This is a genomic window from Fluviirhizobium alvei (genome assembly GCF_030551875.1).
Lineage (GTDB): Bacteria > Pseudomonadota > Alphaproteobacteria > Rhizobiales > Rhizobiaceae > Rhizobium_E > Rhizobium_E alvei.
In genome coordinates this window covers 42977-67827 of record NZ_JAUOZU010000005.1, presented here as the reverse complement: position 1 = coordinate 67827, position 24851 = coordinate 42977, and the positions used below count along the sequence as shown (strand labels likewise).

Genomic DNA, 24851 nt, shown 5'->3' with positions numbered 1-24851 from the left:
CCGCGCGTCATTCCGCTTCGTAATGTGCCTGGGCTTCCAGTAGGGCGTCGTCGAGTCTTCGGCCTTCGGCGTAGATCTTCAGGCTTTCCGGCATCTCAGTTCCGGCCGGAATCAACGCGCTTGCCTTGGCCGCCCCGATCACGGTCGTGACCGGGAAGATACCGGCCCAGATCGGCAGGCCGAGATCTTCCTCCTCATCGCCGACGCCCTTGGTGCGCACCTTGGCGGCGGCTTCTTCGATCTTCATCCCGACCACGGACGTCGCCTTGATTTCCTGGTCCGTGCTTGGACGCAGCAGACTGGTCCGGTCCGGATAGAAGCGGTCGACCACCTCGCGCAATGCCTCGGCCTTCTGGTTCGGGTCGTCGATCAGTCTTGCCGTGCCGAAACACATGGCGGAGCGGTAATCGGCAGAGTGGTTGAAGCCGCAGCGCGCCAGGACCAGCGCATCGATATGCGAGACGGTCACGCAAACCTGCGCTCCCTTCGACTGGTTGCGCAGCATCCGGCTGGCGGCAGAACCATGCCAGAAGAGCCAGTCGCCCTTGCGCCAGTGAATTGTGGGCGTGCAGTAGGGCTGGCCGTCGATGACATAGGCGACGTGACAGAGAAGGCCGGCATCCAAAATCGCATAGACGCTCTCGCGGTCATATTTCGCCCGTTCATGCAGGCGTTTTGCCCGATTGCGGTCGGTGATCGGGTAGGTTTCAGCGGTTCCGGGACGCAGTTTTGAATTCATGGCTTGTTTTCCTTTCCTGATGATGCAGGGATAGGCTGGTCAATTGGTTTCAAGAAGGTCCAATCCGGTGGAGAAAAAACGAACCAATCCTATCGATTGGTCACTACTCATTCCCGTCCTTCCGGAGGAGGGGCCTCGGCGAATCGCGCTTTATCAAGCGCTTCGCCGACTGATCGAAAGCGGTCAGTTGCCGCCCGGTGCGAAACTTCCGACGACCCGCGATCTGGCTGGGAGGCTAGGCGTGTCGCGTGGTGCGGCCGTCGCAAGCTTCGAGATGCTGCTGGCCGACGGATTTGTCGAGGCGCGCACCGGTGCCGGCACGTTCGTTGCCGATGCCGTACCGCTTCTGGCGCGGCCGAAGCCGGATGAACGGATGCGCGCAGGTTTACCCGAGGGTGCTCTTCCCGGCACGCTCGGCGTTTCGATGGCCGACGAACAGACGATGGCGGCCTTCCGGAACCTGTTGATGAAAGATCTGGCCCGACCCGGCGCTGCCCATTTCACCTATGGCGACAGTCGCGGCGGCTGGGGCCTGCGCAACGAGGTCGCAAATTATCTGCGTGCGGCGCGCGGCGTCCGCTGTCATCCCGACCAGATCCTGCTGACAGCGGGCACACAGCAGGCGCTCGACTTCATCATGCGGGGTGCGATGGCGCCCGGCGATGCGATCTGGATGGAGGATCCCGGTTACCCGATGGCGCATCAGGCCTTTCGCGCCGCCGGCATGCGGGTTGTCGGCGTTCCGGTCGACGGCGAAGGGATCGACATCGCTGCCGGCGAGCGGATCGCTCCCGATGCCCGTGTCGCCTATGTGACGCCGTCGCACCAGTTCCCGCTCGGCGTAACCCTCAGCATGCGCCGGCGGCTTGCCCTGATCGAATGGGCGCGCCGTGCCGATGCCTTCATTATCGAGGACGATTACGACAGCGAGTTCCGCTTTGCCGGACCGCCTTTGTCGTCCTTGCAGGGGATCGATGGCGAGGGCCGTGTGATCTATGTCGGCTCCTTCTCGAAAGCGCTCTTTCCGGGCCTCAGGGTCGGCTATGCGGTGTTGCCAGAACGTCTTGTCGATCCCATCCTCGCCGTCCGCTTTCATTCGGACCGCTTTCCCTCGACACTGGTCGAAGCGCCACTTGCACGCTTCATCGCGGAAGGGCATTTCGCCCGCCATCTGCGGCGGGCACGACGCAAGGCGAGGGTGGCAAGGGATGCGCTCGTGGCTGCCCTGTCCGGCTCAGCGGTTACGGTTCATCCGCCCGATCAGGGCCTGCATCTGATCGCGCTCTCGCCCGAAGACGTTGAGGACCATGTTCTGGAGGCTGCCGCCCGGCATGCCGGTCTCGGTGGGCGCAAACTGTCCTCAATGTATGTCGATGCCGAGCCGCGGCACGGCATGGTGCTTGGCTATTCCGGCTTTGCGCCGCAGGTTCTGGCGGATGCCGCCACTCGGTGGCGACACGCGCTGGAAACAGGCTCCGACAGGATCAGCCGATAACGGCTTCGATCAGCCGCGGCCCCTTGGCCTTAAGCGCGGCCGTGAGCGCTGAATCGAACTGTGCCACTGTCTCGGCGCGGGTCGCTTCCACGCCCATACCTTCGGCAAGCCGCACCCAGTCGAGCGCCGGATTGGCAAGGTCGAACAGGCTGGCGGCACTCTTTCCGATCTCGGCGCCGACGCCCTTCATCTCCTCGACGAGGATCTTGTAAGAACGGTTGGCATAGATGATCGTCACGACATCGAGATTTTCGCGCGCCTGGGTCCAGAGCGCCTGCAGCGTGTACATGGCCGAACCATCGGCCTGCAGCGTCACCACCTTGCGATCCGGACAGGCGAGTGCCGCACCCGTCGCCATGGGTAGCCCGTCGCCGATCGCGCCACCCGTCAATTGCAGGCAATCGAAGGGGGCTGCCGTTTCGAGCATGCCATAGAGGCCGAAGGCACCCGTGATCGATTCATCGACAACGATTGCTTCTTCAGGCAGCCGGCCCGCGACGATCGCCATCAGGGTCTCACGGGTAAGCGTGCCATCCTGCGGTGCGGCGGGCGGCGCCAGCGGGTTCGTGCGGGCGGTGGCGGATCCGGCCAGCAGGCTTGCGAGTTCTTCGAGTGCGGCACCGCCATCCTCATGCGGATGGGCGAGTTGCAGGATCGAGACGCCCGGAGGGGTGAACTCGCTCGGCTGGCCGGGATAGGCGAAGAAACCGACCGGCGCCTGGGTGCCGACGAGAATGAGTGTCTCGATGCCGGCCATGAAGTCCAGCGCCGGTCCTGGCCGATAGGGAATACGTTCGACGCTGATTTCACCGGCACCGCGCCGGATCCGGGGGGCGAATGTATCGGCCATCAGCCGGGTTCCTGTGGCGGCGGCGATCCGGCCGGCAGCCTTGAGCCCGGCGCCATGGAGCAGCGCACCGCGCATGAGGAGCGCCGCCTTTCCTTTCCGGATCGCGGTTGCGGCCGTAGCAATGGCAAGCGAGGAGACCGGAGCGGGCGGCAGAACCGGCAGGGCGCCGGCGGGACCGAGCGCCGGGCTCCAGGCCGTATCGGCCGGCAGGATCAGGCTGGCAATCTGTCCGGGCGCCTGACGGGCGGCTTGAACGGCACGCGCGGCATCGGCGGCGACATTGCGGGCCTCTCGCGAAGAGTGAACCCAGTGCGATACGGTGGCGGCAAAGGCCTCGACATCGCTCGACAGCGGCGCATCGTAGCGCTGGTGGCTGGTGGCATGGTCGCCGATGATGTTGACGACCGGCGCTTGCGCCTTGCGGGCATTGTGCAGATTGGCGAGGCCATTGGCGAGGCCCGGTCCGAGGTGAAGCAGGGTTGCGGCTGGCTTTTGCGCCATGCGGGCATAACCATCGGCGGCACCGGTAACCACGCCTTCGAACAGGCCGAGCACGGCGCGCATGCCCGGCACGCGATCGAGTGCCGAAACGAAGTGCATTTCGCTGGTGCCGGCATTGCCGATGCAGAGATCGACGCCGCAATTCACCAGCGTCCGGACGAGGCTTTCGGCTCCGTTCATCATCTCGGATGGGGCTTCGGTCACGGTTGTCTCCTCTCTTCAGAATCTTGCCCGGCAATCTAGCGGAATTCATCGGCAAAGCGAGACCAATGCGTCTGCTCACCTGCAAATGCATACGAAGCGACGGTGGCTTGACATGTAGTTCGACATCAAACTATATAGTTTTACGTCGAACTAATGGAGATGCAAATGAACAGACGGAATTTCATGCTCATTTTGGGTGGCGGGGTGATCACGGCAGCTGCCGCGACTACAATCTGGGTGCTTTCGCGCCAGGATGGCGATGCGCAGTCGGTCTGGGACCCGAAGAAAGGCGCGGAAGAGGCGGATCTCCGCCGTTGGGTCCTTTCCCATGCGATCCTCGCACCCAATCCGCACAACCGCCAGCCGTGGATTGCCGATCTCGGGACTGCGGACGAAATCACGCTTTATTGTCAGAAGGATCGAAGATTGCCGGAAACCGATCCATTCGACCGTCAGATCACAATCGGGCTCGGCGCATTTCTCGAACTTCTGTCTATGGCGGCCATGGAACGCGGGTTTCGCGCCGAGATCGCGCTTTTCCCGGAGGGCGAGCCGCAGCCCCGGCTTGACGAGCGGCCGGTTGCCCATATCCGGCTCGTCCGGCAGGATGGTCTTGCGCGTGATCCCCTGTTTCAGGAAATCTATCGACGCCGCACCAATCGTTCGAACTATGATATCGCGCTCCCGGTACCAAAAGATTCGCTTAAACGGATTGCCGCCGCTTCACGCCATTTTCCCGCCCGCTACGCCGATGATCCGACGCGCGTTGGCGACCTGCGCTCGCTGGCCTGGGCGGCGATGGAAACCGAATTCCTGACGCCTGGTGCGGCAAAGGAAAGCGTGGATCTCATGCGCATCGGCCGGTCCGAAATTGCCGCCAATCCGGATGGGATTGCCATCGACAGTCTGTTCGTCTCCGCCATGGACACAGTCGGTCTGTTTGACCGCAACGACCTTCTCGATCCGACCTCGCAATCCTATAGCCAGCAGGTGGATTTTATCCGCAGTCAGTTCGATACCGCCATGGCCTTTCTCTGGCTCACGACACCGGGCAACGTGAGAGGGGAGCAGATCAATGCCGGTCGCGACTATGTGCGGCTCAATCTCGCGGCGACGGCCGAAGGGCTTTCAATGCAGCCTTTCAGCCAGGCCCTGCAGGAATATGTCGAGATGCGCCCCCATTTCGACAGGCTACGCACAGCACTTGCCATTCAACCGCAGGAAACGGTGCAAATGTTCGTTCGGCTGGGCTATGGTGGCGAAATCGGGCCGGCACCTCGCTGGCCTTACGAAACGCGGATCAGATCGGCATGAATGAAAACTCGGCAGCGGACAAACCGGACCTCGGGCAGATATTCCGCCTTTTCAACGAGATCGGCATCGTTGCGCAATTGTCCGGTGCCGCGTTCGAGAAGGTCATGCCGGGCACGATGACGCTGCCGCAATTTACCGTTCTCAACCATCTGGTTCGGCTTGGCGATGGCCGGACGCCACTCGAAATCGCGCGCGCCCTGCAGGTTTCCAAGGGCGCGATGACGAACACGCTCGGCCATCTGGAGCGATCCGGCTGGATTGCGGTCCGGCCGGACGACCATGACGGCCGTTCCAAACGTGTGGACCTGACCGATTCCGGTCGCGCGATCCATGGCAAGGCGATCGCCACGGTGATGGGCGAAATGGCCTGGATCGGAGATATCGTCCAGGCGCATTCCGTGGAGCAAGTGCTTCCCGTTCTCGAAACCATTCGCAAGGCGCTCGACGCGCGCCGCAGTTGATCGGCCACCGCCAGCGTCACATGCCTGTCATCCAGCCATCATAAGTCGGTCGGCATCCCTGCTGACCCATTTAAAAAAGGTGCGAGATGACCACGACGACTGTTACCAGCGGCACGACCATTACCACGCTCACTGGCATGTCCGGGATGGATGAACTGATTGTGGAAGCCGGCGGCATCATCAGTGTTGCTTCGAGCTCCCCGAGCGTTCGCTTCGCGGCTGCCACGGACGGTGCAATCATCACCAACGATGGAGTGATCGAAAACACCAAAAGCGGCGGACGCGCGATCCGTTTCGAAACCGGTGTTGGTTCCAACCTGAATGCGACGATCGAGAATACCGGCTCCATCCAGTCGCTCGATGATGCGATCCAGATCCAGTCGGGCGCTGTGACGAGCGGCCAGATCACGCTGACCAACAGCGGCACCATCAAATCCACCAGCGGCCAGGCGATCGATTTTGCCGGCGGCACGGGCAGTTTCATTGCCGAGATCAACAATACCGGCCTCATCCATTCGGAATCGGATGACGGTATCCGCATCGGCGCGGTCGGTTACATCACCAACAGCGCCACGATCAACGGCGGCAGCGGCAGCGACCAGGTCGCCAAGGCCGATGGTATCCAGTTCGAGGATTCCACATCCGGCACCGTCGACAATCTGGCCGGCATGATAGCGGGTGATCGCCACGGTATCGATGCCGGCACCGATAGCGTCATCACCGTCAACAATGCGCTAGATGCGACGATCACCGGCCGCAACGGCTCCGGCGTCGGTTCGGACGGTTCGGCGACCGTGACCAATTACGGCACCATCACGGGCATGTACACGGCCGGCGTCGATCTCAACGGCGAGACCGGCGAGACGCCCGACGGCACCTATGACGGAGACGGTGACGGCGTCGATATCGATTATGAAGCGACCATCGTCAACTATGGCACCATTCAGGGGCTTGGCGCCAATGGCCACGGTTCGGATGGCCTGCCCAACACGTCCGAAGGCATTGCCGCCGGCGGCGGCTCGATCACCAACCACGAAAACGCTGTCATCAGCGGTCTCGGCCTCGGCATTCTCATCGATGACAGTTCGCAGGGCAACGCGTTCTATCTGACCACGATCATCAATGACGGTTCGATTACCGGTTCGGAAGGAACCGCAATCAAGATCATCAGCGATCTCGATGACACGATCACCAACAGCGGCACGATCACCGGCGGTAATGGCATGGCGATCATCTTCGGCACCGGCGACAACACGCTTCTCATGAGCGGCGATCATGCGCTGGTTGACGGGACCGTTGCCGGTGGCGATGGCACCGACACGCTGGATTATTCCGGTTACAGCACGTCGGTCACGATTGATCTGTCCGCTCAGACCGCCACTGACACTGACGGTGTCACCGATTTCGAAATTCTCGTTGGTGGAACGGCAGCCGATACCCTCACCGGTTCGAGCGATGATAACACGATCACCGGCGGTGCCGGCAATGACACGATGGCCGGTGGCCTCGGCGACGATGTCTATTCGCTCGACAACAAGGGTGATGTCGTCACAGAATCGACGGACGCTGGAACCGATACGGTCCTGATCGCGCAATCCGGCTATGTGCTGGCCGACAATGTGGAAATCCTGACGGCGACCGGCACCGGCTCGTTCGTCCTGACCGGGAACGCGCTCGACAATACGGTCACGGGCGGATCGTCGGCCGACACGCTCAATGGCGGTGACGGCGACGATAATCTGGTCGGCGATCTCGGCGACGATATGCTGCGGGGCGGGCTTGGTGCCGACACGATGATGGGTGGTGCCGGCAACGATAACTACTATGTCGATGATGCCGGTGACGTGGTTTCCGGTGAAGTCGATGGTGGTGGTACCGATCTGGTCCTGTCGTCGATTTCGCTTGATCTGTCCGAATTCGCCTTTGTCGAGAACCTGACATTGCAGGGTCGAGCCGGCATCAATGGCTTTGGCAACGACCTCGACAACCAGATCATCGGCAATCGCGGCGACAATGACATTGGCGGCGGCCTCGGCAAAGATCGGCTCACCGGCAATGGTGGCAGCGATGTCTTCCATTTTGCCGCCTTTGGCGCCGACAATGCCGACCGGCTGCTGGATTTCGACGCCAATGATGCGATCGCACTCGACCGTTCGATCTTCGAAGGGCTGGCGCGCAAGAATGGCCATCTGGCGGCGGCGGATTTCGTTGCCGGATCGGCGGCCAAGGTCGCCGGTGCCGAAGTGGTGCTCTACAATGCCAAGACCGGTTATCTCTCCTACGATGACGACGGCAAGGGTGGCGATGCCGCCGAGGTAATCGCTTTCATCGGCAAGAAGCTGACGGATTTCGATTTCAACGATATCCTGCTGGTCTGACCCGGTAGGCTTCGAGCAGTCATGTCACAATAGAGGCTGGACGAAATGTCCAGCCTCTGTCATGAGGCTCGCGAGGACGCGACCGCCGTTAACGTTAGAACGGGGTCGGGCTGCTGATTGACGTCAGGCGGCTGCCGCGAGACCACGCTGGCCGTCCTCGTCTTCCAACCAACCGTTCAGCCGCGATCGCGCCGACGCCGGCGGCCACCACCCTCGTCACCACCTGCGACAATTACCTTGCGCTCGGGCAGGGTCACGACCTTGGCGAGTTCCGGGAAGGGATCGACCTTGTTCGGCAACGCCATCGCATCGATGAACAGCTGCTGGAAATGCGGCTCGAGCGCGGTCTCGATCTTCTCGATATTCTTGACGGTTGCCTCGATCTCGCGGCGGTGGTCGCGATTGAGCAGGGCCATCAGCGCGCCGGTGCCGGCCGCATTGCCAACCGCCTTGACCTCAGCGAGTTCGCAATCGGGGATCAGGCCCAGCACCATGGCATATTTCGGATCGATGAAGGAGCCGAAGGCGCCAGCGAAGCGGATCGTGTCGACCCTGTCGACACCCTGCTTTTCCATGAGCAACTTGATGCCGGCATAAAGGGCGGCCTTGGCAAGCTGGATGGCGCGGATATCGTTCTGCGTCACGGTGATCTTCTGTTCGCCGTCGCGCAGCAGATAGGAGAAGGTGCGGCCGTTCTGAATGATGCGGTGGCTCTTTTCCGCCATGGCACCATCGACGACACCATCTTCGGAGATGATGCCGGAGAGGTACATTTCCGCCACCACCTCGATGATCGCCGAGCCGCAGATGCCGGTTACGCCAACCTTGGCGGCATCCTCCTCGAAACCTTCCTCATCAGACCACTTCTCGATGCCGATGACATGGTACTTCGGTTCCAGCGTCACCGGATCGATGCGGACGCGCTCGATCGCTCCGGGGGCGGCGCGCTGGCCACAGGAAATTTCAGCGCCTTCAAAGGCGGGGCCGGTCGGCGACGAGGCCGCGACGACACGGGCGGAATTGCCGAGCACGATTTCGGCATTGGTGCCGACATCGACGAGCAGCATCATCTTGTCCTGGCGGTAGGGGCCTTCCGAAAGCGTCGCGCCGGCAGCATCGGCACCGACATGGCCGGCGATGCAGGGCAGCATATAGCAACGGGCGCCGCGGTTGACATCGATATCGAGCTCATGGGCCCAATATTGCAGGGCGCCGGAAACGGCGAGCGCGAACGGCGCCTGGCCGAGTTCGGTCGGATCGATGCCGAGGAACAGGTGATGCATGATGGGATTGGCGACAAAGACCGAATCGAGAATGTCGTGGCGATCGACGCCGCCTTCCTCGCATACCTTGCCGATCAGCCCGTTGACCGCTTCGCGGACGGCTTTCGTCATCGCTTCGCGACCATCGGGATTCATCATCACGTAGGAGACGCGGCTCATCAGGTCTTCGCCGAAGCGGATCTGCGGATTGGAGGTGCCGGACGAACCGACGATCCGGCCCGACAACAGCGAGACCAGATGCATGGCAATGGTGGTCGAGCCGATATCGCAAGCAATGCCGTAGGCCTCGTTCTTGAGGCCCGGCCAGAGGCCGACGATGAAGGGACGCGAGGAATCCATGTCGCGGTGGATGGCGGCGGTAACACCCCATTCGCCCTTGCGGAGAATCGATTGCACCTGCGGGATCAGATGCGGTGCGATCAGCAGATCCTTCCAGCCCCAGTCCTTTTCGAGCATGACTTTCAGCCGGTCGAGATCGCCGAGCGGCTTGTGCATGTCGGGCTGGTCGACCTCGACATAGCACAGCTGGACAGCAGCGTTGCGCTCGATCACCCGGTCGGTCGCGGCCTTGCGCACCACCTGGGCATTGACGACCGTATCCTGCGGCACGTCGATCACCAGATCGCCCTCGATCGTTGCAGAGCAGGAGAGACGACGCCCTTCCGGCAGGCCGCGCACGCGGTCGTAGCGCTCTTCCTTGGCGCCGATCGGCGAAATGTGATCGTTGGACGACGTGATTCCGTGCTTGGCGAAGTTGCCTTCCTGCACCTCGATCTGGCAGCGACCACAGGTGGCGCGACCGCCACAGACGCTTTCGACATAGACGCCGAGCTGGCGGGCGGCCTCGATCACCGTGGTTCCGACCGGAAAACGGCCGCGCTTGCCCGAGGGCATGAAGAGAACGAGAGGGTCTTTCTGCGATGCTTCGGTCATGATCGTCTTTCCAGCGTCTTCAAGGGACGGGGATTGAGGGATTTCGATGCGAACAGGATGCCCGCGACGTCGCTTTGATAGTTGTCTATTCCCGACATGAAAAGATCACGCGGCGGAAATTTGGTCGCAGACGTTTCGAAAGACGCTTTCGACAAAGGTGCAGAGCAAACCGGCAGGCTCGACTACCGAGGAAACGACCGAAAGCCGTTGCGCCTGCCCTTGGACATGGAAAGGGCGACGGGATCTTGCTTGGCGCTTGGGGTAGGTGTAGTCGGGTCGGTCATGTTCATGCCTTGGTTGCAATAGGGTAATAGAGACGATGAGCTTCAAAGGTCTTTTTCTGGTATTCATGGCGGCTGCCGGTGCCGATGGATCGGGCGAAATGTTCTCGATCGAGCGTGACCTGCTGCCTTTCGGTGTTCCGCGCCAATTTTCCAAGCGCGTGGATTCCGATGAGCCACTGTCGGAAAAGGAACTGCGCGCATGCCTCGCTGCCTATGCTTCTCTCGAAAGCACCCGTTTGGAGTTGCAGCTGGATGAAAGCAAGCTTGTGATATCTGAGCTGGAGCGATCGGCGCAAAAGATGCGGGTTCACAAGCCTGTCGATGAAATCGACAAACAAATGGACGCTGTCGAAGAAGGTCTAACCCAGTTGCAACCGCTTCTGAGCGATGAAATCGAGTTGTTCTTAAAGAAGCGGCTAGGGTATTTTGCCGATCGTAACGCCTTCGACCAAACTTGCGCTTCCAAGACCTATGACGCAGATATGGTGAGGAAGCTCTTTCCCGATGGCATTCCGAACTGACATGCCATTCTGCTCGGTGTCATGCACCATCGCCTCTTCCCGACATGAAAAGATCACCCGGCGGTATTCCGACGGGTGATCCGGAATTCTGAGGCGATTCAGCCTTATTCCGTCGGCGCTGCGCCGCCGACGCGGGCGGCACGGCCGCCACGACGACCGCCACCGGTTGCGGCTGCAGCGGGAGCCGGGGCAGGGGCGCCGCCTTCGGCCGGCTTGTAGTCGCGATAGGTCTTGATCCAGTTGTAGCAATTCTCGTCGGTGCCGTTGAGAACGTTGGCGGCGCGCACGGCTTCCATTTCGGCCGGACGGCAGGGGTTCATGATGGCAGACGTCATGCCGGCACCGATGACCATCGGGATGAAGCCGGCATTGATGCCATGGCGATGCGGCAGGCCGAAGGAGATGTTGGAGAGGCCGCAGGTCGTGTTGACCTTGAGCTCTTCGCGCAGGCGGCGGACGAGAGCGAAGACCTGCAGGCCGGCCGAGCCGACGGCGCCGATCGGCATGACAAGCGGGTCGACCACGATGTCATAGGGCTTGATGCCGTAATCGGCGGCGCGTTCGACGATCTTCTTGGCGACGGCGAAACGCACGTCCGGATCCTGCGAAATGCCGGTTTCGTCGTTCGAGATCGCCACGACCGGGACGTTATACTTGGCGCAGAGCGGCAGGATGGCTTCGAGCTTTTCTTCTTCGCCGGTCACGGAATTGACGAGCGGGCGGCCCTTGGCAACCTTGAGCGCAGCTTCGATGGCGGCCGTCACGGAGCTGTCGATCGACAGCGGCACATCGACGAGGCCCTGGACGATTTCCATGGTCTTGACCAGGAGTGCCGGCTCGGTTTCGTTCGGGTTGACCGAGGTGACGCCGGCATTGACGTCGAGCATCGTGGCACCGGCGGCGACCTGTTCGAGCGCGTCCTTGATGACGGTGTCGAAGTTGCCTTCCTGCATTTCGGCAGCCAGCTTCTTGCGGCCGGTCGGGTTGATGCGTTCACCGATGACGCAGAAGGGCTGGTCGAAGCCGATGATGATTTCCTTGGTGGCCGAAGCGACGATAGTGCGGGTCATGGAGCGTTCCTTGAGAGCTTCAATGATATAAAGACTTCTTTATATCGTTATGTCATGTGTGGCAAGCTTAATGCTTGGCGGCGTTTTCCTGCAGTTCCTCGATCAGATCGCGCTTGTCGGGCATGGCCTGGCGCTTCCAGGGCGTGCGGCCCTTAAGGACGCCCGATTCGTGAACGATTTCCGAAACATACTCTTCCTGGCGATAGGCCATCACATGGATGCCCGAGACGCCTTCGATCTCCTTCACCTCATTGATGATATCGATACAGAGCTGCTTGCCTTCCTTCTTCTGGTCCTGGGCGCCTTCGAGGCGGGCAATCACGTGATCGGGGATGTGGATGCCTGGAACGTTCGAGCGAATCCAGCGCGCCGTCTTTGCCGATGCCATCGGGCCGACACCGGCGAGAATGAAGCACTTTTCGTGCAGGCCGAGATCGCGGACCTTCTTCATATATTCCTTGAACATCGGCACATCGAAGCAATACTGGCTCTGGACGAATTGGGCGCCGGCTTCGATCTTCTTGGCCAGACGATAGGGACGGAAATCGTAGGGCGGGGCGAAGGGATTGATTGCGGCGCCGAGGAACACCTTCGGCGGCGTGGTGATCTTGCGGCCCGACAGGAATTTCGAATTGTCGCGCATGGTGCGTACGGTTTCGAGCAGGCTCATGCAGTCGAGATCGAACACCGGCTTGGCGCCGGGCTGGTCGCCCGCCTGGACGCCATCGCCAGTCAGGCACATGATGTTCTGCACGCCCATTGCGGCCGCACCGAGCACATCGCCCTGGATGGCGATGCGGTTTTTGTCGCGGCAGGCAATCTGCATGATTGGCGCATAGCCCATGCGGGTCAGAAGCGCGCAGATGCCGACCGACGACATGTGGCAGTTGGCACCAGAAGCGTCGACGGCATTGATCCCGTCGACCCAGCCTTCGAAAATCGCCGCGCGTTCGTAAACGTCATTGGGATCGGCGCTGTCGGGCGGGTTGAGTTCGGCGGTCACCGCAAATTCGCCCCGGCGCAGCACGCGTTCGAGACGACCGCGGGAGGAATGGCCCGGCAGTTCTTCGAGCGGCAGGCCCGGATCGATCGGGTTGATGTCTTGGAGGCTCATGCGGCACCTGTTTGCTTGGCTTTTTCCTGCTCGGCGGCGGCCTGCGCGGTAACACGCAGCCAGGCCGAGGTCTCACGCAGCGACTGATCGACGGGCTTCTGGACGGTCATGATCTTGTCGCCATGCTCCATCCGGCGCGACCCTTCCCAGGCTTTCACCCAGACGCAGGGCATATCCGGCTCGACCTCGCAATTGCCGTTCGCACGCACGCCACCGCAGGGGCCGTTGCGCAGTTGCTTCGGGCAATTCATCGGGCAGCTCATGCCGGTCGAGGACAGCACGCACTGGCCGCACATGCGACAGTCGAACATCAGGCCCTTGACGCGCTTTTCAACCGCTTTGACCGGTCCTTCGACGCGGGCGTAACCGAGCTTGTTCCAGAGCGGATGCAGAAGCAGGAAGAAGCGCGAGAAACGGTCGTAGAACCACTCCAGCCCGCGCGAATGGCGGATGGACCAGAGCCGGATCGTGTAGCTCTTCTTCTGGCGACCGACGGCGGATACGCCTGCCGGCACATAGGCCGTCGCCGGCTTCTTGTTTGCCTTCAATTCAACCATTTTCCTTACCGCCGTTCTTGACCAGAGCCACCAGACGTTCGCGGTCATAGGCTGCCTCGATCTCGGTTGCCGCCTTGTCCGCTTCACCTTCGAGATCATCGGAGACGGGTACCGGATCGGCCTTGCGCCATTCCGCCAGATAATCGTCCGTTTCCGCGGCGCCGGTCCGCATGGCGCACATGTCGATCGCTTCGGTGAAACGAAGCGACAGTTCGCGCTTGGCCGTCTTGCGACCCTGCTTGATGATGACCTGTGCCGGAATATCCCGCCAGTAGACGATAATGCGATCCGCCATTCGCTGACCTCCCTTTTTTAGCTACAATGATACGGGAGCCGGGAGTGCCGCCCGGCTAGTCACGACGTCGCATTGGTCCGAATGCGACACGCCTAAAATCCTTGCCCCAAGGATGCGACAGGATTGGATTTTTATCAGTTGAAGAAGTGGATCAGGCTGTCCCAGTAATCCGGAACATGTCGGAAAAACCACGGGATCAACCAGATGAGTTCATAGCTGACATAGCCGATGATCGCCGTGAATATCAGCCCAATTGCGGCACCGATTCCGAAGGTGATACCGTCACGTTCGGTCAATCCGAGGCCGATCAGTGCCAGCGCATAGGACGGTCCCATATTGCCGAGCGGAATCGGCAGGAAGACGATCAGCGCCAGAACGAGGGCAAACAGGCCGATGAAACGTTCGAACAGTCGCGTTTTCGTTGGCCAGAGGCGCGGGCGGATGAACCGTTCCGCCCAGGTGAGCGACGGCATGATCTTGTCGATGACCTTCGCGAAGGCGCGATTGTCGAAGGCGTAATCGTGCAACCGCTTCGGCAGCCAGATCGTGTCGATGCGCGAAAAAGCCATCTGAAAAGCGACAAAGACCAGCGGCAAGCCGAGGATGAATGTCGCCCCTGGCGGCAGGGGAATCATGTTCGGAAGACAGAAGACAAGCAGAAAGGCGCCGAACGAGCGTTCCGCCATGGCATCGGCGATTTCGCCGAGCGTGATGCGAGCGCCTGCATTGTCCGTCAGATGACGCAACAGGTCGGATAGCCGCTCGGGCTTCTCGGCGGTGTTGTTTCCGGTGTCCGTCAATTCCATGCTGAAGTCCGACAAGGCATATCTCCCTGTCCTCATCCTAGGATGAGTTTCTTAAGGTGCGATTATCAAGTCCCAGCACCTTCGTTCTTCGAATGGCGGAATTGCGGCGGCGTTCAGATTCTCGCCGCGTCGCGCAAGGCTTTGTCTAGGTCACCATAACCGGTGAAACGGTACTCGTAGTCGAGTTTGAGATAGTCGGCGGCCCATTTGGCCTTTTCCTGCAAGGCCTTGTCTTCGGTCTGGGCCAGATAGACGATCTTGGTGTAGTTGCCGAACACCATGTCCCTCAATTCGGTATGCTTGTCGAGTTTGAGCGGTTCGATGACGAAAGCCTCGAACTGCCGGGTGATGAGATCGGTCAGGTAGAAGGCGGTGAACTCGGTTTCGGCTTCACGAAGGAACTTCTCATTGCCGGTGAAGAAGGCGTAACAATGAGGCCCCTCGATGCGGGAAACGCCCTCCTCGGCGCAAATCTTGTCGATCTCGCCCTGGGTGCCGCATTCGGCATAGCCGATGAAGATATGCCTGAAACCTTTGGCGCGAGCCTCGGCGATCTTTTCGCGGAGCGCTGGGGCGATGCGATCCGGATAGACATGCCAGATCGCGGGAAGGCAGTGCAGGTCGATGTGATCGAGCCCGTTGATTTCAGCGACGGCCAGCACTTCACGCGCGATCGCGCCGCAGGCAATGACGTGAACCTTTTCGCTGTTGGGGCGTTCTGCTGTCAGGACGGTCTTGCTGCCATCCGCATCGACATGTTTCATCGAAAGGGCTCCATCCATGACGAACTCCTATCATGCAAAGGCAATTGCGGCGATTTTTGCAGTTTTGATCCTGAGTTCCTGCGGTAACACGATCCGTGGTGCCGGCCAGGATGCCGCCAATGCCGTCAATGCGACAGAAGATGCAGCGCGCGATGTCAAGAACGCCGCCGATTGATGGCGTTCGCAAAGAGTTGGCCGCGGCAGATCAACCGCCGCGGCCAAATGGTGATCAGCCGCCGGCAGCAAGCATGTTGTGCTTGCGCTTGATATATTCCTTGGCGGTTTCAACCGCGATCGCAGCATCGCGGCAATAGGCATCGGCACCAACGGCCTTGCCGAACTCTTCGTTGAGCGGTGCACCGCCGACGAGAACGATATAGTCGTCGCGAATGCCCTTTTCCTTCATCGTGTCGATGACGACCTTCATGTAGGGCATCGTCGTCGTCAGAAGGGCGGACATGCCGAGGATATCCGGCTGTTCACGCTCGATGGCGTCGAGATAGTTTTCGACCGGATTGTTGATGCCGAGATCGACCACGTCGAAGCCCGCACCTTCCATCATCATGCCGACGAGGTTCTTGCCGATGTCGTGGATATCGCCCTTGACGGTGCCGATGACCATCTTGCCGAGTTTCGGCGCGCCGGTGGCAGCCAGAAGCGGACGCAGGATCGACATGCCGGCCTTCATGGCGTTTGCAGACAGAAGAACTTCCGGAACGAAGAGAATGCCGTCGCGGAAGTCGACCCCGACGATGCGCATCCCTTCGACCAGCGCTTCGGTCAGGACGTCATAAGGCGCCCAGCCGCGATCGAGAAGGATCTGCGTGGCCTCTTCGATTTCCTCTTTGAGACCATCGTACAGATCGTCGTGCATCTGCTGCACAAGCTCTTCATCCGAAAGCTCAGAGAGAATGATTTCGTCGTCGGACATAGGCAACCCCGTTTATCAGAATGGACCGCCACGATAGCGGAAGAATGACAGGGAATATAGTGGGGCAGCGCATTTGCCGAGGCCATTTCGAATGCGACGCGGATGTCGGAAAAAACGACGGAAGGCGTCAGGACGCTATTTTCGTTGAATATCTTGTCGTTGAATCAGTTTCTTAACCAAAATCCGCTTGTATTGACCAAAAAGGGGAGAAGAAAATGCGAGCTTATGGTGTGCGGATTGCGGCGGCAGCTTTTGCTGTCCTGTTTTGGGGCGCCTTTGCGCAGGCATCCGACATACTTCTGACAGTCAGGAATGCCGGTCGCGAATTCTCCGTCACACGCGAGATGCTTGAAAAACTGCCGGCGAGGGAATTTGAGGCGCTTCTGCCCGGCATGGACGATCGTTTTCATAAAGTGAAAGGTCCGCTTCTGCGCGAGATCGTGGCACTCACCGGCTGGACCGGAGAATCAATCTCTGCTGTCGCCATCGACAAGTATGAGACCGAAATCCCGATGGCGGATCTGGACAGGTTTGATGTCATCACAGCCATGGAAGTCGATGGGAAAGTCCTGACGGTGCGCAACAAGGGGCCGCTCTGGATCGTCTATCCCACGAAGGATCATCCGGAACTTCAGCTTGATCCGATCTATGAAGGCCGCAGCATCTGGCAATTGAAAGAGATCGAGATCAAATGAAGTCCGGCCTGTCGGCGAATACGCTTCGCAAGCTCTATATGCTCCGGTTTCCCGTGGTGCTGATCGGGCTCGGCGTCATGTTTTTCGTGACGGTCGGCAATATCTCGCAGATTTCGGACAAGCTCGGCATGCATCTCTTCAATTCCGCCCGCTACGAAGAAGCGACGCGGGCGGAAATGGAGCTCAACGATCTGATTGGAAAAGCGTTTCGCTTTTCGCGCGGTGTTCCGTCGGTTTCCCACAGCGATGTCGAGCTGGCGCTTGATATTCTCTGGTCGCGCATTGAGGTTCTTGCAACGCAGAACTACCAGCAGGCGCTATCGATGGCGGAGGTCAATCGGCCGGATTATGCGCTTGAGCTCGCTGCCGCCTTGCCGCAGTTCGAGAAGGCCGTCAAACAGCTCGAATTCGATCGTCATTCCAGCTTTGCCGCTTTCCTGCCGCTGATCGAGAAATTCCAGGATCCGATCATGTCGATGAGCGATACGGCTTACATCGCCCGTCGCAACCAGATGCGGAAAATGGTGGAACAGGAGAAGAATAGCCTCGATTCGCTGCGCGATCTGCAGGTCCAGTTTTCCGTCGCGGCCGTGGCGCTTTTCCTGTTCGTGGTTTTTGAACTGGTCAATTCACGCCGTGTGAATCAAAGGCTGAATGTCGCGATGGGAGAGAAGGAGCGCATGCTGGTCGTCGATGGATTGACCGGCATCGGCAATCGCCGTGCACTTGAGCGGACTTTGGCCTGCCTTTCCAGCCAACATGATTTTTCGCTGGTGTCGCTTGATCTCGACGGTTTCAAGGAGGTCAATGATGCGCTCGGCCATGCCGCCGGTGATTTCCTGCTCCAGCATGTCGCCCGCTGCCTGGTCGCCGCCTCAGATCCGTCTCGCGACTTGGTCGTCCGGCTCGGCGGCGATGAATTTGCAGTCATCGTGCAGGGCGGACGCGACCGGGCCGCTTCGTTTTCCGAACAGGTTCGCACCGCCATCCAGATGCCGCTCGATTTCGATGGAAAGGCCATTCACGTCACAAGCAGCATCGGCTTTGCCCACGCATCCGATATTGTGGACAGGGATTTCATTGGGACGCTGATGAAATATGCCGATCTCGCACTCTATGCGTCGAAGGCTGGTGGCCGGAACTGCGTGCATGCTGCGACCAGTGATCTGATCGACGAGCATATCCGCCGCCGGCGTATCGAGCAGGACATGCCCGCGGCGCTCGAGAACAGTGGGATGCATGTCGCCTTCCAGCCCATTCTGAGGCTCGACAATGGCCATCTCGACAGTATCGAAACGCTGGTACGCTGGACCCATCCGGTTCTCGGACCGGTACCGGCCGACCAGATCGTCCGGGCCGCGGAACATACGAACCAGATCCTGCCGATGACGCTGATGGTGCTGAATGCGGCCTGCGAGATGCGCAAGGTTCTCGAACGCCAGCATTCGAAGGCACAGGTGGCCGTCAATCTCTCGCCGCGGCTTCTGGGCTATTCCGGTCTGGCGGCTCGAATCAGCGCCATTCTTCTGCAGCATCAATGTCCGCCGCAGGCTCTCGTGCTCGAACTGACCGAAGATGCCGCAATGGTTCGCAGCGATGTGTCCGATGCCAATGTCGAGGCTCTTCGGGCACTTGGCGTTTCTTTTTCCATCGATGATTTCGGCACCGGCTATTCGAACCTCAGTCGTCTTGGACACGGCGATTTCCAGCAGATCAAGCTCGACCGGTCGCTCGTGTCGCAAATCGCTGCGAATGCGCGCACGCGTGACATCGTCGCTAACGTCACCCGCATGGCCAAGGATCTCGGAATGGTCGTCGTGGGCGAGGGGATCGAGACGGAAGAGGATGCGGCGCAATTGCAGGGACTCGGTGTGACGCTGGGGCAGGGCTTCTATCTGGGGCGCCCGATGTCGGCGTCGATGCTGTGCGCCTGGCTGGAGAAGAACGCCGTCCAGTCGATACACTCTTTACCCCTCGCTGTTGCCCGATAGGCTGGCATGCGAAACCCGTCCCGGTTCCGGGGCAACTGTCAGAAAGCGTACGGATCGAGTGGCTGATCGCGCGCGGGTTCGCTTTAAGCGTCATCCGTGGCGCAATTAGGAATGTCCGTTTTGCGGCATTGTTTAGGATCATGGGGAACATTCATCCGCGCAAGCGGTTTTAACCAGAGGAATTCCAGATGGATCAGACGAACGAACAAGCCACCGGACAGGGAGAGGGAACCGGGCGGCGCGGACGCGGTGCTGCGGCACGTCGCGCATCGCGTGCCGGTGGCGGTCCGTCGCCGTCGTTGCCTTTCATCACCCGCAAGATCAAGGAATATGAAGTCCTCGATGAAGAAGGCCTGGCGCTGATCGAGCGCAATGCCGACAAGGTTCTCGAAGAAATCGGCATCGAGTTTCGTGATGATGCCGAAGCTCTGGAACTCTGGCGCAATGCCGGCGCCGATGTTCGCGGCGAGCGGGTGCATTTTCCGCCCGGTCTCTGCCGCGAGCTTCTGAAGACGGCGCCGTCGAAATTCACCTGGCATGCGCGTAATCCGGAACGCTCCTGCGAAATCGGCGGTAAGGCCACCGTGTTTGCGCCGGTCTATGGCCCTCCCTTCGTTCGCGACCTCAATGGCGAGCGTCGTTATGCGACGATCGAGGATTTCCGCAATTTCGTGAAGCTTGCCTATATGGCGCCGTCGATGCATTCGTCGGGCGGTACGGTCTGCGAGCCGGTCGATATTCCGGTAAACAAGCGCCATCTCGACATGGTCTATTCGCATATCAAATATTCCGACAAGCCGTTCATGGGCTCGGTTACCGCGCCGGAGCGGGCGGAAGATTCGATCGCCATGGCCAAGATCGTTTTCGGTGACGAGTTCGTCGAAAACAACTGCGTGATGCTCAACCTCATCAACGCCAATTCGCCGATGGTGTTCGACGAAACCATGCTGGGCGCGGCCAAGGTCTATGCCCGTCACAACCAGGCTTCGGTCATCTCGCCCTTCATCCTGTCGGGCGCCATGAGCCCGGTGACGGTGGCTGGCACGCTGACGCAGATCCTCGCCGAAGTGCTGGCCGGTGCCGCCTTCACCCAGCTGATCCGCAAGGGGGCGCCGGTTCTGTTCGGCACCTTCGCCGCATCGATCTCGATGCAGTCGGGTGCACCGACCTTCGGAACGCCGGAACCGTCGCTGGTGTCCTATGGCGCAGCCCAGCTCGCCCGTCGTCTCGGACTTCCCTTCCGTACCGGTGGTTCGCTTTGCGCCTCCAAGGTTCCGGATGCTCAGGCCGCCCATGAAAGCGCCAACACGCTCAACATGACGCTGCTCGCCGGTACCAACTTCGTGCTGCATGCCGCAGGCTGGCTCGAAGGTGGCCTCGTGGCTTCCTACGAGAAGTTCATGATTGACCAGGATCAGCTCGGCATGATGCAGAAGATGGCCGAAGGCGTCGATCTCTCGGTCGAGGCGCAGGCACTCGATGCGATCCGCGAAGTGGGTCCGGGCAGCCACTATCTCGGTTGCGCCCATACCCAGGCCAACTTCCAGACCGCCTTCTACCGTTCGGCGCTGGCGGATAATAACTCGTTCGAACAGTGGGAAGTGGAAGGCGCCAAGCGCATCGAAGATCGCGCCAATGCCCTCTGCAAGTCCTGGCTCGATCAGTATGAAGCGCCGGCTCTTGATCCGGCTATCGACGAAGCGTTGCTCGCCTATATCAAGTCCCGCAAGGATTCGATGCCTGACGCTTTCACCTGAAAGGGTCCCGAAGCCAGGGAGAGCGGCGCACGGTTCGTGGTGGCAGACTGGATCCAGAGAGATGTCTGGCGTCCGCATTACAAACCCGGCCGTGGATCATGAACGAAACGGAACTGTTATTCGATGAAATCCGTGGGGTGCTTGCGCCCCACGGACTTTTTTTGCGCGGGCTGGTCGGCTTTGCTGGCGACGGGCCTGTGCTGAGTGATGGTGGCCAGGCCCGCAGCGTTCTTTTGATCGGCAATGTCGGCGGTTCGCTCTGGCGCGCCTTTTCGCATTGGCGGGACGAAAACCCAACCATCGACAATCCGCTCGATCGCTGGTCCGAGCAAACCATCCGGCCGATCGCAAACCGGTTTGGCGCCACGGCCTATTTTCCTTCCGAAAAACCCTGGCAACCGTTCCAGCAATGGGCGATGCGGGCCGAAGGGCTCAAACCCTCGCCGCTCGGCATTCTCATCCATCCCGAATTCGGTCTTTGGCACGGCTATCGCGGCGCGCTTGGTTTCACGCAAGAATTGCTCGTCACGCCAACCGAACCGCAGCCGCATCCCTGCGAGACCTGTTCGGATCGGCCATGCCTCACAACCTGTCCGGTCTCCGCAATCGCGTCCGATCATTTCGACGTTGCCGCCTGCCGCAGCCATCTGCGCAGCGTCGCCGGTGTCGGTGGGTGCATGGAAGCGGGCTGTCTCGCTCGCAATGCCTGTCCTGTCGGCCAGGATTTGCGTTATCCTGACGCCCAGCTCCGGTTCCACATGGCAGCACTCTCGTAAGATCTGCCGTCAACCGGCTTGAAGATTCAATTCGGTGACGGCTTCCATGATCTGCGCACGCATCCAGCTATGCGCCTGATCCTTGTCGTAGCGCGAATGCCAGTAGAGCCGGATTTCCGGCGCCGGGACATCCACGGGTGGCTGGAACGATCGAAAGCCCAGACTGGCCTTGACGGCATTTGCGAATTGAACCGGAACGGCAGCAATGTGCGGGCCGCTCGCGACGGCCAGGGCCACGCCCTGGAAATGCGGAAGGGCCAGCGTGACGTTTCGGCGCAAACCGCGTTTGCTCAGGGCGTCATCCACCATTCCTGACATCGAGCCGTCGATGGAACGGATTGCGTGGGGCAGGGCGGCAAAGATCTCGATCGGAAGCGTATCGCCCTCCCGCAGCGCCGAAAGAGCTTCGTTTTCGGCTGACGCGATAATGACGAAGGGGGAGCGGAACAACAATTCGCTCGAGACCCAGTCGGGCATGTCGAGCGGGCGTTCGAGTGCCATGTCGACAGAGTTGTCCAGCAGCAGCCGGGCGACGTCGCCTCTTGCGCTGTCGAGCAGGCGGAGCCGTACCTGTGGCGCAAGCCGATAGATCTTAGATGCCAGATGCGGCATCAGGAGCACCGAGAAGAAATCGGCACCCAGCAGCGTGAAGGTCCGTGTGAGTTCCGACAACTCCAGCCCGCGCACCTCGCGCACCATCTCTTCGATCTGCGCCAGTGCCGAGCGGGCCTTGTCCGCCAGTTCGAAGGCGCGGGGTGTCGGCATCATCTCATGGCCGTGACGGACGAATAGGCTATCGTTGAACAGATGCCGCAAGCGGTTCAGGGCGGCACTGACGGCGGGCTGCGACAGGCCAATCCGTTCACCGGCGCGCGTCACGCTTCTTTCACGCATAAGGGCATCGAAGACACGGATGAGATTGAGATCGAGAGCGTTGAAATTCATTCCGTTGATACACTCCATACGATCATTGGATTGGATTGCAGCACCCGCCGCCCGCTATGAAGCCGCCATCCGCAACATCCCGGAAGGGAAACGAAAGGTTCAATCCGATGAATATGCATGTGACAACAGATAGTAAAACGCAACAGCTCTGGTTCGGCAATACCCGCGTGGCGATCCGCATTCCCTCTGCCACCGGGGGCAATGGTCTTTCGGTGATCGAACACTGGATGCCGCATGGCGAGGCTCCGCCGCTCCATATCCATCACAACGAAGACGAGATTTTCCATATTCTCTATGGCGAAATGCAGTTCAGGATCGGCGATGTCGAGATCGTCGGCAAGGCCGGAGAGACGCTGCTGGCGCCGATGGGCATCGCCCATGCCTTCCGCGTGATCAGCCCTGCCGGTGCGCATTGCCTGACGATTACCCGCGGTTCCGATTTTGAATCCATGGTTCTTGCCACCAGCCGTCCGGCAACCCATGGCGGTCTGCCCAAGGCGGTCGCCCCATCGCCGGAGATGATCGATGCGCTCGTGAAAGCCTGCGCCGAACATGGCATCTCGATCATCGGTCCGCCGCTCGGTTGATCGGGATTGCGCCGCCGCCGGCAGGAAGCCTGCTAGGCCCGCTGGCGGCGCTGGCTCATCAAGATATGGCCGATGACGGCGAGAAGAACGATCACGCCACCGACAAGCGTCTGCAGACCGGCCGTTTCGTTGAAGGCGAGCCAGACCCAGAGCGGAGCGAGCGGCGTGTCGAGCGTCGAGATCAGCGCGGTTTCGATTGCCGGAAGACGTCGGGAGCCGAGAGAAAAGAGCGTCAGCCCGGCGGCGGAATTCATCAGGCCGAACATGGCCAACAGACCGATATCGCCCGCGCCAATCGTCGACAGCGACGCGAAGGGAAGGCAGACGAGACCCGACATCAGCGAGCCGAGACAGGCACAGGCAGTGATCGACACCTGGGTGTGGCCACGAATGATGATGATCGAAAGCGCCATGCAGACTGTCGCGAGCAGCGACAGAAAATCGCCGATGATGCCGCCATCGGCTCCGAACCCCACCATGATCCCGACACCGACCAGCGCCACGAGGCTCGCGGCCACGGCCTCGAATGCAGGCCGTTCCCGCAAGAAAATCCAGCCGAGCAGGGCGGAAATGAAGGGAATTGTCGCAAAGATGACGGCGCTGTGGGCCACCGATGTCAGGCCGAGCGAGCCGACGAAGGCGATCATCCCCACCACCACGATTGCCACATAGAGAAGGCCGATCCGTCCCATCGTGGCGAAGGGCGTCATCCAGTTCCGTCGATGTGTCGCGAGAATGACGATGAAAATGCCAAGTGCGCCGAAGATGCCGCGACCGGCAATCATAGTTGCATAATCGAGCCCGATCAGGCGGGTGAAAAAGCCGGCCGTGCTCCAGGTTATGGCCGAGAGCGTCACGAACAATAGTCCCAGCTGGTAGTCGCGTGCCGCGCTCATTCCGATTCCCGCATTTCAAATGAAGTCCGGAACAGAGTTAGAACATCGACCGGTTGGAGGCCACCCGCCGTTCGAACAAATTATTTTCGGTCAAGACCAAGGAAAAGCACCCGTCATCCGTCTTGGATGTGAAGCCATATCGACGGGGATACCCTTTGGAAGCCGATTTGATCCGAAGAGCCAAGGCAGGCGAGCGACAGGCTTTCGCCGATCTGCTGACGGCCAATTACGATTTCATCCATGCCGTGGCGTGGAAATGGACCCGCAACCGCATCGAGGCAGACGATATCGCCCAGGATGTCTGCCTCAAGATAGCGACCGCCCTGCAAGGCTTTCGCGGCGACGGCCAGTTTCGCGGCTGGCTCTATCGCATGACATTGAATGCGGTGCGCGACCGGTCTCGACAGGCCAAACGCGAACGATCCGGACAGGATGCCTGGATCAGCGATCCATCGCAGATGCCCGTCGTTCAAGACCGGGCAGAGCTCGACGCGCTCTGGACTGCGGTTCAGTCGCTGGGCAGCAAGCAGCGCGATGCGGTGATGCTCGTCTATTCGGAGGGACTTTCCCATGCCGAGGCCGCCCATGTGCTGGGATGCACGGAAAGCACCGTGTCCTGGCATTTGCACGAAGCGCGCAAGCGCCTGAAAATTCTTCTCGGACGCGATGTGGCGTGAGGATAAAATGACAGAAGATCTCGACAA

24 protein-coding genes are annotated in these 24851 nt (G+C 60.3%); 12 read left to right on the top strand and 12 right to left on the bottom strand.

Annotated features, from left to right (window positions below):
• Nucleotides 1-7: 7 nt before the first annotated feature.
• A complete protein-coding gene (locus Q4481_RS05130; protein ID WP_304375246.1) occupies nucleotides 8-739 on the bottom strand; it encodes a pyridoxamine 5'-phosphate oxidase family protein in 732 nt (243 codons plus the stop codon).
• 67 nt (nucleotides 740-806) lie between these two features.
• Between Q4481_RS05130 and pdxR the strand changes: the two genes are divergently transcribed.
• Nucleotides 807-2234, top strand: a complete 1428-nt coding sequence (pdxR, locus tag Q4481_RS05125) for a MocR-like pyridoxine biosynthesis transcription factor PdxR (RefSeq protein ID WP_304375245.1) — start codon at nucleotides 807-809, stop codon at nucleotides 2232-2234.
• On the opposite strand, the gene Q4481_RS05120 is transcribed toward pdxR, so the two are convergent.
• Nucleotides 2224-3789 (bottom strand): acetolactate synthase large subunit, encoded by a 1566-nt coding sequence (locus tag Q4481_RS05120; protein ID WP_354542312.1) that lies wholly within the window; start codon nucleotides 3787-3789, stop codon nucleotides 2224-2226. The genes pdxR and Q4481_RS05120 overlap by 11 nt on opposite strands.
• A 165-nt stretch (nucleotides 3790-3954) precedes the next feature.
• Here Q4481_RS05120 and Q4481_RS05115 point away from each other — a divergent pair, with 165 nt between their 5' ends.
• The 3 genes from Q4481_RS05115 to Q4481_RS05105 all read left to right on the top strand — a co-directional run bounded on the left by Q4481_RS05115 (nucleotide 3955) and on the right by Q4481_RS05105 (nucleotide 7942).
• Entirely contained in the window at nucleotides 3955-5103 is a 1149-nt protein-coding gene (locus tag Q4481_RS05115; protein WP_304375244.1) for an Acg family FMN-binding oxidoreductase, read from the top strand.
• Nucleotides 5100-5564 carry a MarR family winged helix-turn-helix transcriptional regulator gene (locus Q4481_RS05110; RefSeq protein ID WP_304375243.1) on the top strand — a complete coding sequence of 155 codons (465 nt, stop codon included), beginning with the start codon at nucleotides 5100-5102 and terminating at the stop codon, nucleotides 5562-5564. Before Q4481_RS05115 ends, Q4481_RS05110 begins: the two co-directional genes overlap by 4 nt.
• A gap of 86 nt (nucleotides 5565-5650) precedes the next feature.
• The gene (locus Q4481_RS05105; RefSeq protein WP_304375242.1) at nucleotides 5651-7942 is read left to right on the top strand and encodes a beta strand repeat-containing protein; all 2292 of its coding nucleotides are present in this window, start codon (nucleotides 5651-5653) and stop codon (nucleotides 7940-7942) included.
• Between the two features lie 176 nt (nucleotides 7943-8118).
• Here Q4481_RS05105 and Q4481_RS05100 read toward each other — a convergent pair whose 3' ends face one another.
• The gene (locus Q4481_RS05100) at nucleotides 8119-10158 is read right to left on the bottom strand and encodes an ASKHA domain-containing protein (RefSeq protein WP_304375241.1); all 2040 of its coding nucleotides are present in this window, start codon (nucleotides 10156-10158) and stop codon (nucleotides 8119-8121) included.
• 319 nt (nucleotides 10159-10477) lie between these two features.
• Between Q4481_RS05100 and Q4481_RS05095 the strand changes: the two genes are divergently transcribed.
• Nucleotides 10478-10963, top strand: a complete 486-nt coding sequence (locus tag Q4481_RS05095; protein ID WP_304375240.1) for a hypothetical protein — start codon at nucleotides 10478-10480, stop codon at nucleotides 10961-10963.
• Nucleotides 10964-11067: 104 nt separating this feature from the next.
• Here the strand turns inward: Q4481_RS05095 and Q4481_RS05090 are convergent, their stop codons facing one another.
• The 6 genes from Q4481_RS05090 to Q4481_RS05065 all read right to left on the bottom strand — a co-directional run bounded on the left by Q4481_RS05090 (nucleotide 11068) and on the right by Q4481_RS05065 (nucleotide 15569).
• Nucleotides 11068-12033 (bottom strand): methyltetrahydrofolate cobalamin methyltransferase, encoded by a 966-nt coding sequence (locus Q4481_RS05090; RefSeq protein ID WP_304375239.1) that lies wholly within the window; start codon nucleotides 12031-12033, stop codon nucleotides 11068-11070.
• 67 nt (nucleotides 12034-12100) lie between these two features.
• Nucleotides 12101-13147 (bottom strand): methylenetetrahydrofolate reductase, encoded by a 1047-nt coding sequence (locus Q4481_RS05085; protein ID WP_304375238.1) that lies wholly within the window; start codon nucleotides 13145-13147, stop codon nucleotides 12101-12103.
• Entirely contained in the window at nucleotides 13144-13704 is a 561-nt protein-coding gene (locus tag Q4481_RS05080; RefSeq protein ID WP_304375237.1) for a methylenetetrahydrofolate reductase C-terminal domain-containing protein, read from the bottom strand. Before Q4481_RS05080 ends, Q4481_RS05085 begins: the two co-directional genes overlap by 4 nt.
• Entirely contained in the window at nucleotides 13697-13999 is a 303-nt protein-coding gene (locus Q4481_RS05075) for a virulence factor (protein WP_304375236.1), read from the bottom strand. Before Q4481_RS05075 ends, Q4481_RS05080 begins: the two co-directional genes overlap by 8 nt.
• 134 nt (nucleotides 14000-14133) lie before the next feature.
• Nucleotides 14134-14805: an exopolysaccharide biosynthesis protein gene (locus Q4481_RS05070; RefSeq protein WP_304375235.1), complete on the bottom strand. Its 672-nt coding sequence runs from the start codon at nucleotides 14803-14805 to the stop codon at nucleotides 14134-14136.
• A gap of 113 nt (nucleotides 14806-14918) precedes the next feature.
• Complete coding sequence (locus Q4481_RS05065) at nucleotides 14919-15569, bottom strand: DUF1638 domain-containing protein (RefSeq protein ID WP_304375488.1); 651 nt, start codon at nucleotides 15567-15569, stop codon at nucleotides 14919-14921.
• Nucleotides 15570-15585: 16 nt separating this feature from the next.
• Here Q4481_RS05065 and Q4481_RS05060 point away from each other — a divergent pair, with 16 nt between their 5' ends.
• Complete coding sequence (locus Q4481_RS05060; protein ID WP_304375234.1) at nucleotides 15586-15744, top strand: entericidin domain-containing protein; 159 nt, start codon at nucleotides 15586-15588, stop codon at nucleotides 15742-15744.
• A gap of 54 nt (nucleotides 15745-15798) precedes the next feature.
• Here Q4481_RS05060 and Q4481_RS05055 read toward each other — a convergent pair whose 3' ends face one another.
• Nucleotides 15799-16500, bottom strand: a complete 702-nt coding sequence (locus Q4481_RS05055) for a corrinoid protein (RefSeq protein ID WP_304375233.1) — start codon at nucleotides 16498-16500, stop codon at nucleotides 15799-15801.
• Between the two features lie 215 nt (nucleotides 16501-16715).
• Between Q4481_RS05055 and Q4481_RS05050 the strand changes: the two genes are divergently transcribed.
• From Q4481_RS05050 to Q4481_RS05035, 4 genes are all read left to right on the top strand, one after another.
• Nucleotides 16716-17195, top strand: a complete 480-nt coding sequence (locus tag Q4481_RS05050; protein WP_304375232.1) for a putative pterin-binding protein — start codon at nucleotides 16716-16718, stop codon at nucleotides 17193-17195.
• On the top strand, nucleotides 17192-19186 hold the full coding sequence (locus Q4481_RS05045) for a putative bifunctional diguanylate cyclase/phosphodiesterase (protein ID WP_304375231.1): 1995 nt from the start codon (nucleotides 17192-17194) through the stop codon (nucleotides 19184-19186). Before Q4481_RS05050 ends, Q4481_RS05045 begins: the two co-directional genes overlap by 4 nt.
• A gap of 188 nt (nucleotides 19187-19374) precedes the next feature.
• Entirely contained in the window at nucleotides 19375-20943 is a 1569-nt protein-coding gene (locus Q4481_RS05040; protein WP_304375230.1) for a trimethylamine methyltransferase family protein, read from the top strand.
• Between the two features lie 98 nt (nucleotides 20944-21041).
• A complete protein-coding gene (locus tag Q4481_RS05035; RefSeq protein WP_304375229.1) occupies nucleotides 21042-21719 on the top strand; it encodes a ferredoxin in 678 nt (225 codons plus the stop codon).
• 9 nt (nucleotides 21720-21728) lie between these two features.
• Here Q4481_RS05035 and Q4481_RS05030 read toward each other — a convergent pair whose 3' ends face one another.
• Complete coding sequence (locus tag Q4481_RS05030) at nucleotides 21729-22664, bottom strand: LysR family transcriptional regulator (protein ID WP_304375228.1); 936 nt, start codon at nucleotides 22662-22664, stop codon at nucleotides 21729-21731.
• Nucleotides 22665-22771: 107 nt separating this feature from the next.
• Here Q4481_RS05030 and Q4481_RS05025 point away from each other — a divergent pair, with 107 nt between their 5' ends.
• The gene (locus Q4481_RS05025) at nucleotides 22772-23251 is read left to right on the top strand and encodes a cupin domain-containing protein (RefSeq protein WP_304375227.1); all 480 of its coding nucleotides are present in this window, start codon (nucleotides 22772-22774) and stop codon (nucleotides 23249-23251) included.
• A gap of 32 nt (nucleotides 23252-23283) precedes the next feature.
• On the opposite strand, the gene Q4481_RS05020 is transcribed toward Q4481_RS05025, so the two are convergent.
• On the bottom strand, nucleotides 23284-24147 hold the full coding sequence (locus Q4481_RS05020) for a DMT family transporter (protein ID WP_304375226.1): 864 nt from the start codon (nucleotides 24145-24147) through the stop codon (nucleotides 23284-23286).
• Between the two features lie 155 nt (nucleotides 24148-24302).
• On the opposite strand from Q4481_RS05020, the gene Q4481_RS05015 reads away from it, so the two are divergent.
• Nucleotides 24303-24824 carry an RNA polymerase sigma factor gene (locus Q4481_RS05015; protein WP_304375225.1) on the top strand — a complete coding sequence of 174 codons (522 nt, stop codon included), beginning with the start codon at nucleotides 24303-24305 and terminating at the stop codon, nucleotides 24822-24824.
• The last annotated feature ends 27 nt before the right edge of the window (nucleotides 24825-24851 follow it).

Excerpts from the sequence above, each read along its gene's own strand:
- Q4481_RS05130 (WP_304375246.1), bottom strand. The coding sequence starts at position 739 with ATGAATTCAAAACTGCGTCCCGGAACCGCTGAAACCTACCCGATCACC.
- Q4481_RS05115 (WP_304375244.1), top strand. The coding sequence starts at position 3,955 with ATGAACAGACGGAATTTCATGCTCATTTTGGGTGGCGGGGTGATCACG.
- Q4481_RS05110 (WP_304375243.1), top strand. The coding sequence starts at position 5,100 with ATGAATGAAAACTCGGCAGCGGACAAACCGGACCTCGGGCAGATATTC.
- Q4481_RS05105 (WP_304375242.1), top strand. The coding sequence starts at position 5,651 with ATGACCACGACGACTGTTACCAGCGGCACGACCATTACCACGCTCACT.
- Q4481_RS05100 (WP_304375241.1), bottom strand. The coding sequence starts at position 10,158 with ATGACCGAAGCATCGCAGAAAGACCCTCTCGTTCTCTTCATGCCCTCG.
- Q4481_RS05095 (WP_304375240.1), top strand. The coding sequence starts at position 10,478 with ATGAGCTTCAAAGGTCTTTTTCTGGTATTCATGGCGGCTGCCGGTGCC.
- Q4481_RS05090 (WP_304375239.1), bottom strand. The coding sequence starts at position 12,033 with ATGACCCGCACTATCGTCGCTTCGGCCACCAAGGAAATCATCATCGGC.
- Q4481_RS05085 (WP_304375238.1), bottom strand. The coding sequence starts at position 13,147 with ATGAGCCTCCAAGACATCAACCCGATCGATCCGGGCCTGCCGCTCGAA.
- Q4481_RS05080 (WP_304375237.1), bottom strand. The coding sequence starts at position 13,704 with ATGGTTGAATTGAAGGCAAACAAGAAGCCGGCGACGGCCTATGTGCCG.
- Q4481_RS05075 (WP_304375236.1), bottom strand. The coding sequence starts at position 13,999 with ATGGCGGATCGCATTATCGTCTACTGGCGGGATATTCCGGCACAGGTC.
- Q4481_RS05070 (WP_304375235.1), bottom strand. The coding sequence starts at position 14,805 with ATGGAATTGACGGACACCGGAAACAACACCGCCGAGAAGCCCGAGCGG.
- Q4481_RS05065 (WP_304375488.1), bottom strand. The coding sequence starts at position 15,569 with ATGAAACATGTCGATGCGGATGGCAGCAAGACCGTCCTGACAGCAGAA.
- Q4481_RS05060 (WP_304375234.1), top strand. The coding sequence starts at position 15,586 with ATGACGAACTCCTATCATGCAAAGGCAATTGCGGCGATTTTTGCAGTT.
- Q4481_RS05055 (WP_304375233.1), bottom strand. The coding sequence starts at position 16,500 with ATGTCCGACGACGAAATCATTCTCTCTGAGCTTTCGGATGAAGAGCTT.
- Q4481_RS05050 (WP_304375232.1), top strand. The coding sequence starts at position 16,716 with ATGCGAGCTTATGGTGTGCGGATTGCGGCGGCAGCTTTTGCTGTCCTG.
- Q4481_RS05045 (WP_304375231.1), top strand. The coding sequence starts at position 17,192 with ATGAAGTCCGGCCTGTCGGCGAATACGCTTCGCAAGCTCTATATGCTC.
- Q4481_RS05040 (WP_304375230.1), top strand. The coding sequence starts at position 19,375 with ATGGATCAGACGAACGAACAAGCCACCGGACAGGGAGAGGGAACCGGG.
- Q4481_RS05035 (WP_304375229.1), top strand. The coding sequence starts at position 21,042 with ATGAACGAAACGGAACTGTTATTCGATGAAATCCGTGGGGTGCTTGCG.
- Q4481_RS05030 (WP_304375228.1), bottom strand. The coding sequence starts at position 22,664 with ATGAATTTCAACGCTCTCGATCTCAATCTCATCCGTGTCTTCGATGCC.
- Q4481_RS05025 (WP_304375227.1), top strand. The coding sequence starts at position 22,772 with ATGAATATGCATGTGACAACAGATAGTAAAACGCAACAGCTCTGGTTC.
- Q4481_RS05020 (WP_304375226.1), bottom strand. The coding sequence starts at position 24,147 with ATGAGCGCGGCACGCGACTACCAGCTGGGACTATTGTTCGTGACGCTC.